The 9264-nt window shown below is 71.0% G+C and carries 10 protein-coding genes and 1 pseudogene; all 11 read right to left on the bottom strand.

The annotated features are described in order from the left end of the window. A partial coding sequence (locus G6W55_RS36285; protein WP_175524876.1) for an HD domain-containing protein occupies window positions 1-751 on the bottom strand: 751 nt, incomplete at its 3' end. Window positions 752-935: 184 nt separating this feature from the next. Beyond that, complete coding sequence (locus G6W55_RS36280; RefSeq protein WP_175524875.1) at window positions 936-1475, bottom strand: adenine phosphoribosyltransferase; 540 nt, start codon at window positions 1473-1475, stop codon at window positions 936-938. Beyond that, the gene (gene secF / locus G6W55_RS36275; protein WP_175524874.1) at window positions 1472-2563 is read right to left on the bottom strand and encodes a protein translocase subunit SecF; all 1092 of its coding nucleotides are present in this window, start codon (window positions 2561-2563) and stop codon (window positions 1472-1474) included. The genes G6W55_RS36280 and secF overlap by 4 nt, the downstream gene beginning before the upstream one ends. 3 nt (window positions 2564-2566) lie before the next feature. Then, window positions 2567-4351: a protein translocase subunit SecD gene (gene secD / locus G6W55_RS36270; RefSeq protein ID WP_175524873.1), complete on the bottom strand. Its 1785-nt coding sequence runs from the start codon at window positions 4349-4351 to the stop codon at window positions 2567-2569. A gap of 133 nt (window positions 4352-4484) precedes the next feature. Next, window positions 4485-4994 carry a preprotein translocase subunit YajC gene (yajC, locus tag G6W55_RS36265; protein WP_030785939.1) on the bottom strand — a complete coding sequence of 170 codons (510 nt, stop codon included), beginning with the start codon at window positions 4992-4994 and terminating at the stop codon, window positions 4485-4487. A 264-nt stretch (window positions 4995-5258) separates the two neighbouring features. Beyond that, window positions 5259-6329 (bottom strand): Holliday junction branch migration DNA helicase RuvB, encoded by a 1071-nt coding sequence (gene ruvB, locus G6W55_RS36260; RefSeq protein WP_175524872.1) that lies wholly within the window; start codon window positions 6327-6329, stop codon window positions 5259-5261. 28 nt (window positions 6330-6357) lie between these two features. After that, the gene (gene ruvA / locus G6W55_RS36255) at window positions 6358-6963 is read right to left on the bottom strand and encodes a Holliday junction branch migration protein RuvA (RefSeq protein WP_078632870.1); all 606 of its coding nucleotides are present in this window, start codon (window positions 6961-6963) and stop codon (window positions 6358-6360) included. After that, window positions 6960-7508, bottom strand: a complete 549-nt coding sequence (gene ruvC, locus G6W55_RS36250; protein WP_175524871.1) for a crossover junction endodeoxyribonuclease RuvC — start codon at window positions 7506-7508, stop codon at window positions 6960-6962. Before ruvC ends, ruvA begins: the two co-directional genes overlap by 4 nt. Before the next feature lie 139 nt (window positions 7509-7647). Next, window positions 7648-8400, bottom strand: coding sequence for a YebC/PmpR family DNA-binding transcriptional regulator (locus G6W55_RS36245; RefSeq protein WP_078632872.1), 753 nt, complete (start codon window positions 8398-8400; stop codon window positions 7648-7650). Between the two features lie 48 nt (window positions 8401-8448). Next, window positions 8449-9054 carry a pyridoxal 5'-phosphate synthase glutaminase subunit PdxT gene (gene pdxT / locus G6W55_RS36240; protein WP_030785954.1) on the bottom strand — a complete coding sequence of 202 codons (606 nt, stop codon included), beginning with the start codon at window positions 9052-9054 and terminating at the stop codon, window positions 8449-8451. A 6-nt stretch (window positions 9055-9060) separates the two neighbouring features. Beyond that, a pseudogene (locus tag G6W55_RS36235) lies at window positions 9061-9264 on the bottom strand (pyridoxal 5'-phosphate synthase lyase subunit PdxS); the annotation flags it as partial.

Raw genomic sequence — 9264 nt, 5'->3', positions numbered from 1 at the left:
GCTTGAGGTAGCGCATGGTGCGCATGTTGTGCAGGCGGTCGGCGAGCTTGATGACCAGGACGCGGGGGTCCTTGGCCATGGCGACGACCATCTTGCGCACGGTCTCGGCCTGCGCGGCCTCGCCGAACTTGACCTTGTCCAGCTTGGTGACGCCGTCGACGAGCAGCGCGACGACGTCGCCGAAGTCACGGCGCAGGTCGTCGAGGCCGTACTCGGTGTCCTCGACGGTGTCGTGCAGCAGGCCCGCCATGAGGGTGGCCGGATCCATACCCAGTTCGGCGAGGATCGTGGTCACCGCGAGGGGGTGGGTGATGTAGGGGTCGCCGCTCTTGCGCTTCTGGCCGCGGTGCCAGCGCTCGGCGACCTGGTACGCCTTCTCGATCTGGCGCAGGGTCGACGTCTCGATCTTGGGGTCGTTGCTGCGGACTATGCGCAGCAGCGGTTCCAGGACCGGGTTGTAGGGGTTGGCGCGCTGGACGCCGAGCCGGGCGAGGCGGGCGCGGACGCGGTTGGAGGAGCCGCCGGAGCGGGCGGCCGGCTGTCCGGCGGCCGGGCGCGCGGCGGGGGTGGCCGGGGACCGCTCGGGCGGGGCCGGCTTGGGACGGGTCCGCTCGGCCGGCTTGTCGGCGGGCGCGGATCGGTCGTGCTCGACCGGCCCGCCGCCGTCCTGCGCGTGCGCCGCGGGCTCGGCCGCGGCGCCCGCGGCGGAGTCGGGCTTGGCTGCGGTCAGGTGCTGGGCCTCGTCTGGCAAGAGGACTCCTCGTGCGCGATCCGGTTCCCCCGGTCAGGCCCCGGAGGACCCATCGTAGCGATCCCGGGCTCAGGGATCGCCTTCAGGCCACTGTGAGGGCCGTCCACCTGGGGAACACGGAGGGCGGGCACCGGATTCCTCCGGGCCCGCCCCTGTGACGTACGACCATGGCGTACGGCCGTGGTCAGACGGTGAGCAGTGCCTCCAACGGGGCTCCGGACAGGGCCGACTGGAGGCGGGGGCGGCCGTCGAGGAAGCTCAGTTCCATCAGGACGGCGACGCCCGCGACCGCGGCGCCCGCGCGCTGGACGAGCCGGATCGACGCCTCGGCGGTGCCGCCGGTGGCCAGCACGTCGTCGACCACGAGGACGCGGTCGTCGGCCGTGAGGTCCTCGGCGTGCACCTCGATCTCGGCCGAGCCGTACTCCAGGTCGTACGCCTGGCTGAGGGTGGCTCCGGGGAGCTTGCCCGCCTTGCGTACGGGGATGAAGCCGAGGCCGGCCCGGACCGCGACGGGGGCGCCGAGGATGAAGCCCCGGGCCTCCAGGCCGACGATCTTGGTGGCGCCGGTGCGTTCGGCGATCTCGGCGAAGGCGTCGGTCAGCGCCGTGAACGCGGCGGGGTCCGCCAGGAGCGGGGTGATGTCCTTGAACATCACACCCGGCTCCGGGTAGTCCGCCACATCGCGGATCCGGCTGAGCAGCAGCTCCTCGACGTCGGTCATCGCCGCTTCCCGGAGGGCCGGCGACGGCTGCGCGGCGCGGACTGGTCGCGCGGTCCGACGACGGCCGGGGTGGCGTCCTCGGTGTCGTAGCCCTGGCCGTCCGAGATGCCGTCGTCGGAGGCGGTCTGGGCGCGCTTGGCCAGGACCCGCTTCTTCAGGGCCCGCATCTGCGGCTCGCGCTCCTTGAGGTCCGCGACGAGCGGCGTGGCGATGAAGATCGACGAGTAGGCACCGGCGGCGAGGCCGACGAACAGCGACAGCGAGATGTCGTTGAGCGTGCCCGCGCCGAGGAAGCCGCCGCCGATGAACAGCAGGCCCGCCACCGGCAGCAGCGCGACGACCGTGGTGTTGATCGAGCGCACCAGGGTGCCGTTGATCGACCGGTTGGCGACCTCGCTGTAGGTGTAGCGCGTCTGCTTGGTGAGGTCCTTGGTCTGTTCCTTGAGGGAGTCGAACACGACCACCGTGTCGTACAGCGAGTAACCGAGGATGGTCAGCAGACCGATCACCGTGCCGGGCGTGACCTCGAAGCCGACGAGGGCGTAGATGCCGACCGTGATGGTGATGTCGTGGATCAGTGCGATCAGCGCCGCGATGGCCATGCGCCACTCGAAGGCGATCGCCAGATAGATCACGACCAGGACCATGAAGATCGCCAGGCCCTGCCATGCCTTGTTGGCGATCTGGTCGCCCCAGCTCGGGCCGACCAGGTCGGCGGCGATCGACTCCGGGTCGACCTTGAAGTCCTTGGCCAGCTCGGTCTTGATCTGGTCGGACTGCTCGGTGTCCATGCCGGCGATCTGGATGCGCAGCGTGCCGTTGCCCAGCTTCTGCACGACCGCGTCATGGCCGGAGGCGTCCGTCGCGAACTCCTCGGCCTGGGAGACGGAGACGCTGGTCTTCTCCGTGGTGAAGACCGCACCGCCCTGGAAGTCGATGCCCATGTTCAGGCCGCGCACCGCCAGGCCGACGATGGCCGTGATGGTGATCAGGATCGAGATGCCGTACCAGAGCTTGCGGTGGCCGATGAAGTCGTAGCTGATCTCGCCACGGTGCAGTCGGGCGCCGAGGTTGCCGAACTTCGACATCGCTCACGCCTCCTTCGTGTCGACAGGGCCGGCGCCAAGACCGGACGGGCGGCGGGTGCGACGCAGGGGCGGCTGGGCGCCCAGGCTCTTCGGATCGAGGCCGGACCACTTGTGGCCGCCGGCGAAGAACTTGCGGCGGGCGATGAGCGTCATCAGCGGCTTGGTGAAGAAGAACACCACGACCACGTCGAGGACGGTGGTCAGACCGAGCGTGAACGCGAAGCCCTGGACCTTGCCGACGGTGACGACGAAGAGCACCGCGGCGGCGAGGAACGACACGAAGTCGGAGACCAGGATGGTGCGCCGGGCGCGCGGCCAGGCCCGCTCGACGGCGGGGCGCAGGGTGCGGCCCTCGCGGATCTCGTCGCGGACGCGTTCGAAGTACACGATGAACGAGTCCGCCGTGATACCGATGGCGACGATGGCTCCGCAGACGGCCGGGAGGTTCAGCGCGAAGCCGATGGCCGGGCCGAGCAGCGACATGAGCACGTAGGTCAGGGCCGCGGAGACCAGCAGCGAGGCGATCGCGATGAGCGACAGACCGCGGTAGTAGGCCACCAGGTAGATGATGACCAGGGCGAGGCCGATGGCGCCGGCGAGCAGACCGGCGTGGAGCTGGTCACCGCCGAGCGCGGCGGTCACGGTGGTGACGCTCTGCTCCTTGAAGGAGAGCGGGAGCGCGCCGTAGGACAGCATGTTGGCGAGGCTCTGGGCCTCGTCCTGGGTGAAGCTGCCGGAGATGTAGGCGTTGCCGCCGGTGATGGCGGTCTGGACGTACGGGTGGGACACGACGTCGTCGTCCAGAACGATCGCGAACTCGTTCTGCGGGCTGGTCTGCTGGGCCAGCTTGGAGGTGACGTCGGCGAACTTCTTCGCACCGCCGGAGGTGAAGGTCATGTCGACCCGCCAGCCCGCGGCGGTCTGGGTGTCGAAGGTCGCCTGGGCCTTCTTGACCTCCGTGCCGTCGACGTCGACCGGGCCGAGCAGGAACTTGTTCCACACCTCGCCGTCCTGGCCGCAGGCGACGGTGTCCTGGTCCCGCTTGGCGTCCTTGCCGGCGGCGGCGCGCTGCTTGGGGTTCGTGCAGTCGAGCGTGGCGTAGTCCGTCGCGGCGGCCGAGGCGCCGTCACCGGAGGCGGACGCGGAGGGGCTGTCGTCGGCCTTCGGGGTGCTGCTGCCGGACGGCGTGGGCGCCTTCTTCAGGGCGTCGGTGACGGCGCGGCCCTGCGAGGTGGCGTCGGCCGACGGGCTGGAGGAGCTCTCGGAGACCTTGTCGCCGGCCTTGTCGGCGGCCTTGTCCGTGGGCGACGCGCTCGGGGAGGCGGAGCCGCTGGGAGAGGCGGAGGCGCTGGGGTCGGTGCTCGGGGTGGCGTCCCCCGAGCCGCCCTGTGCCTCGCGCTGGAGGACGGGACGGAAGTACAGCTTGGCGGTGGTGCCGACCTGGGCCCGGGCTTCCTCGGAGTTCGTGCCCTTGGGGATGTTCACGATGATGTTGCGGTCGCCCTGGGTCTGCACCTCCGCCTCGGAGACGCCCAGGCCGTTGACACGACGGTTCATGATCTCGACCGCGGTGTCCATGTTGGCCTTGTTGATCGCGGACCCCTGGTCGGCCTTCGCCTCCAGCGTGATGCTGGTACCGCCGGCGAGGTCGATGCCCAGTCGCGGGGTGGTGTGGCCGGAGGCGAACATGCCTCCGGTGAGCCCCACGATGGCGATCAGGATCAAGGCCAGCGAGCGCCCTGGCTTGCTCTGGGCGCCCGCGCTCCGGCCCTTCTTGGGTGCTGCCACCTTCTCGTACTCCCTCTCGGGCCGCCCCGCGCCGGGTCAGCGCTGCGGCGGCCATGACATGTAGTCGGGATCTCCGGCGAGATGCGCACACCCCGGGGCGCACGGGTGTGTTCCGTGCGCCCCGGGAGCGTGACTACTTCTTCGCGTCGGAGTCGCCGTCGGTCTTCTTCGGCTCCTCGTCGGCCTCGGCCTCGGCGGCCTGCTCCTCGACCTCGTCGGTCGCGTCCTTCTTGCCGAGGTCGACGGACGCGTCGTCGGAGGCGGCGGCAGCTTCGTCGGCGGAGTCGTCGGCGTCGGCGGACTTGGTGAGGGAGGAGGCGTCGTCGGGGACGACGTCGGAGTCGGACTTCAGGTCGTGCTCGATGCCGTGGACGATGCGGTTGTACTCGTCGTCGGTCAGGACGGCGCCGATGGAGTTCTTGGCGAAGAGCAGCTCCACACCGGGGCCGGCGTCGAGGAGGACCGTGTCGTCACTGACCTCCTTCACCGTCGCGTACATGCCCCCGATGGTGCGGACACCGCTGCCGGGCTGCATTTGGTTCCGCATGTCGGCCGCCTGCTGCTGCTTCTTCTTGGCCGACCGGGTCATCAGGAACATGGCCCCGATGAGCACGATGAACGGGAGGAGGGTCACGAGACTCACGGGTCGGTACTTCCTTCAGACGACCGCGATGGTGAGCGGCCTGATGGATGGGGGTATGTGTGTCGCCGACAAGGGCGGCATCGGCGGAGTCTAAGCGAGTCCGCGTGCATGGAACAACGCTCAGCATGGCACCTGGGTTCCTGACCTTGCGAATGTCCCCGCCGACGGCCCGCCCGCGGGCCCGCCGATGTCCCCGATGTCACGCCGACGTCCCGGATGTCCCCCGTCCCCGCCCCGTGGTCATGCTCCGAACAGATCCGGCGGTCATGTCCCGAACAGATCTTGCTGCCCGCCGGACCCCGCGGCGCGCGGCGGCGTGAGGCCGAGATGCGCCCAGGCGGCCGGGGTCGCGACGCGGCCGCGCGGGGTGCGGGCGAGGAGTCCTTCCCGGACGAGGAACGGTTCGGCGACCTCCTCGACGGTCTCGCGCTCCTCCCCCACGGCGACGGCGAGCGTGGACAGGCCGACCGGGCCGCCGCCGAACAGCTTGAGCAGGGCCTCCAGGACGGCCCGGTCCAGCCGGTCGAGCCCGCGGGCGTCGACCTCGTACACCGCGAGGGCCGCCGAGGCGATCGGGCGGTCGATCACGCCGTCCGCCTTGACCTGCGCGTAGTCGCGGACGCGGCGCAGCAGCCGGTTGGCGATCCGGGGCGTGCCGCGGGAGCGGCCGGCGATCTCGGCGGCGCCCGCGGTGTCGATCTCGACGTCGAGGAGGTGCGCGGAGCGGTGGACGACCCGCTGGAGCTCCGTGGGCTCGTAGAACTCCATGTGCGCGGTGAAGCCGAAGCGGTCGCGCAGCGGGGGCGGCAGCAGGCCCGCGCGGGTGGTGGCGCCGACCAGGGTGAAGGGCGGCAGTTCGAGCGGGATGGCGGTGGCGCCGGGGCCCTTGCCGACGATCACGTCGACCCGGAAGTCCTCCATGGCCATGTAGAGCATCTCCTCGGCGGGCCGGGACATGCGGTGGATCTCGTCGAGGAAGAGGACCTCGCCCTCCTGGAGGGAGGAGAGGATCGCGGCGAGGTCGCCGGCGTGCTGGATGGCGGGGCCGGAGGTGATCCGGATGGGGGCGCCCATCTCGGCGGCGATGATCATGGAGAGGGTGGTCTTGCCGAGGCCGGGGGCGCCGGAGAGCAGCACGTGGTCGGCGGTGGCGCCGCGCGCGCGGGCGGCGCGCAGCACGAGGTCGAGCTGTTCGCGGACCTTCTCCTGGCCGATGAACTCGCCGAGGTCCTTGGGACGCAGGGCGGCCTCGACGGCCTGGTCCTCGCGGTCGGCGACCGAGCCCACCAGCCGGTCCGCGGCGGCGTCGGTGTCGGTCGTGTCGTCCCAGTTCATGGATGTGCCTCGGGGGTGCGTGGTGGGGTCAGCGGGCGCGGTTCAGCGTCTGGAGGGCGGCCTTGAGGAGGTGGCCCACCTGCGGGGCGCCCTCGGCGGCCTCGGCCTGCGGGGTGACGGCGGTGACGGCCTCGTCGGCCTCGCGGGTGGCGTAGCCGAGGCCGATCAGGGCGGCGTGCAACTGGTCGCGCCAGCCCTGGGTGACCGGGGCGCCGAGCGCGGGCGCGCCGAGCGGCTCGCCGAGTCTGTCCTTCAGCTCAAGGAGCAGTTTCTGGGCGCCCTTCTTGCCGATGCCGGGGACGGCGATCAGCGCCTTCTCGTCACCGGTGGCCACCGCGCGGCGCAGGGCGTCGGGGCGGTGCACGGCGAGCATGGCCTGGGCGAGCCGCGGGCCGACCCCGCTCGCGGTCTGGAGCAGCTCGAACACCTGCCGCTCGTCGTCGTCCGCGAAGCCGTACAGGGTCAGGGAGTCCTCGCGCACGACGAGGGAGGTGGCCAGTTTCGCCGGGCGGCCCAGGCGCAGTCCGGACAGGGTGTCGGGTGTGCACTGGACGGCGATGCCGATGCCGCCCACCTCGACCACCGCGGAGTCGGGGGCGAGGGCGGCGACCGGTCCGCTCACGAAGGCGATCATCCTCTGCGGCCTTTCGATGTCGGGGGTACGCCGGCCGCGTGCAGGGCGACGGCCTGCTGCAACCGGTTCTGCGCGGGAGCGCGCCAGATGTGGCAGATGGCGAGGGCGAGGGCGTCGGCGGCGTCGGCGGGCTTGGGGGGCGCGGCGAGCCGGAGCAGCCGGGTGACCATGGCGCCGACCTGGGCCTTGTCGGCGCGGCCGCTGCCGGTGACGGCGGCCTTGACCTCACTGGGCGTGTGCAGGGCGACGGGGATGCCGCGCCGGGCGGCGCAGAGCATGGCGACGGCGCTGGCCTGGGCGGTGCCCATCACGGTCCGGACGTTGTGCTGGCTGAACACCCGCTCCACGGCGACGAATTCGGGCCGGTGCTCGTCGAGCCACTGCTCGATGCCCTGCTCGACGGCGACCAGGCGCTGCCCCAACTCGGCGTCCGCGGGCGTGCGGACGACTCCGACGCCGAGCATCGTCAACGGCCGCCCCGCGACGCCCTCGACGACTCCGACACCGCATCGCGTCAGTCCGGGGTCGACCCCGAGTACCCGCACACGCCCTCCCCTGCATCTCCCCGGCTTCGCCGGCCGGTACCCCCAGTTCGTGCAGGCTATCCGGTGCCACTGACAACGGCGGCGGGCCGGTGGGGTGTGTCCCACCGGCCCGCCGGAATCCGCTCGGCCCGCGGCGGCGTTACGCGTCGACCTTCTCCATGATCTCGTCGCTGACGTCGAAGTTGGCGAAGACGTTCTGCACGTCGTCGCTGTCCTCCAGCGCGTCGATCAGCTTGAAGATCTTCTTGGCGCCCTCCTCGTCCAGCTCGACCTGCATGGTCGGGACGAAGTTGGCCTCGGCGGAGTCGTAGTCGATCCCGGCGTCCTGGAGGGCGCTGCGGACGGCGACCAGGTCGGTGGCCTCGCTGAGCACCTCGAAGGACTCGCCGAGGTCGTTGACCTCCTCGGCACCGGCGTCCAGGACGGCACCGAGGACGTCGTCCTCGGACAGCTCGCCCTTGGGGACGATGACGACGCCCTTGCGGTTGAACAGGTACGACACCGAGCCCGGGTCGGCCATGGAGCCGCCGTTGCGGGTCATGGCCACGCGCACGTCGGAGGCGGCGCGGTTGCGGTTGTCGGTGAGGCACTCGATGAGCACCGCGACGCCGTTCGGGCCGTAGCCCTCGTACATGATCGTCTCGTAGTCGGCGCCGCCGGCCTCGAGACCGCCGCCGCGCTTGATCGCGGAGTCGATGTTCTTGTTCGGGACCGACTGCTTCTTGGCCTTCTGGACGGCGTCGTACAGCGTGGGGTTGCCCTCGAGGTCGACGCCGCCCATCCGCGCGGCGACCTCGATGTTCTTGATCAGCTTCGCGAAGAGCTTGCCGCGCTTGGCGTCGATCACGGCCTTCTTGTGCTTCGTCGTAGCCCATTTAGAGTGGCCGGACATCTGCCTGTCTCCTTCGCGTAACCATCCAACTAACGAACGCCAGAGATCCTACAAGGACTCCGCCGTGCCGTTCGCGCGCACCATGTCGACGAACAGGGCGTGCATCCGGTGGTCGCCGGTCAGTTCCGGGTGGAACGAGGTGGCCAGCGCGTTGCCCTGACGGACCGCGACGATATGGCCGTCGTGCTCGGCGAGCACCTCGGCCGCGGCGCCCACGGACTCCACCCAGGGGGCGCGGATGAAGACGCCCTCTACAGGATCGCCCTCGACGCCCTTGACGTCGACCGCCGCCTCGAAGGACTCGTTCTGGCGTCCGAAGGCGTTGCGGCGCACGATCATGTCGATCCCGCCGACGGTCTCCTGGCCCGAGCGCGGGTCGAGGATCTTGTCGGCGAGCATGATCAGGCCGGCGCAGGTGCCGTAGACCGGCATCCCGGCCCGCACCCGCGCGCGGAGAGGTTCCATCACGCCGAACAGGACGGCCAGCTTGGAGATGGTGGTGGACTCGCCGCCGGGGATGACCAGGCCGTCCACCTCGGCGAGTTCCTCGGGGCGCCGCACCGGCCTGGCCACGGCGTCGGCCGCGGCCAGGGCGACGAGGTGCTCCCGTACGTCGCCCTGGAGGGCCAGGACGCCGATGACAGGTGTGCTCATCGGGGACTACCAGCCGCGGTTGGCGTAGCGCTCGGCCTCGGGGAGGGTGTCGCAGTTGATGCCGACCATGGCCTCGCCGAGGTTGCGGGACGCGTCCGCGATGATCTTCGGGTCGTCGTAGAAGGTGGTGGCCTTCACGATGGCGGCGGCGCGCTTGGCCGGGTCGCCGGACTTGAAGATGCCGGAGCCGACGAAGACGCCCTCGGCGCC

The organism is Streptomyces sp. CAI-85, assembly GCF_013363615.1.
GTDB lineage: Bacteria > Actinomycetota > Actinomycetes > Streptomycetales > Streptomycetaceae > Streptomyces > Streptomyces antibioticus_B.
This window is presented reverse-complemented; position numbering and strand designations above follow the sequence as displayed.

Coding starts and splice junctions, on each gene's coding strand:
- G6W55_RS36280 (WP_175524875.1), bottom strand. CDS start 1,475: ATGACCGACGTCGAGGAGCTGCTGCTCAGCCGGATCCGCGATGTGGCG.
- secF (WP_175524874.1), bottom strand. CDS start 2,563: ATGTCGAAGTTCGGCAACCTCGGCGCCCGACTGCACCGTGGCGAGATC.
- ruvB (WP_175524872.1), bottom strand. CDS start 6,329: ATGAACTGGGACGACACGACCGACACCGACGCCGCCGCGGACCGGCTG.
- ruvA (WP_078632870.1), bottom strand. CDS start 6,963: ATGATCGCCTTCGTGAGCGGACCGGTCGCCGCCCTCGCCCCCGACTCC.
- G6W55_RS36245 (WP_078632872.1), bottom strand. CDS start 8,400: ATGTCCGGCCACTCTAAATGGGCTACGACGAAGCACAAGAAGGCCGTG.
- pdxT (WP_030785954.1), bottom strand. CDS start 9,054: ATGAGCACACCTGTCATCGGCGTCCTGGCCCTCCAGGGCGACGTACGG.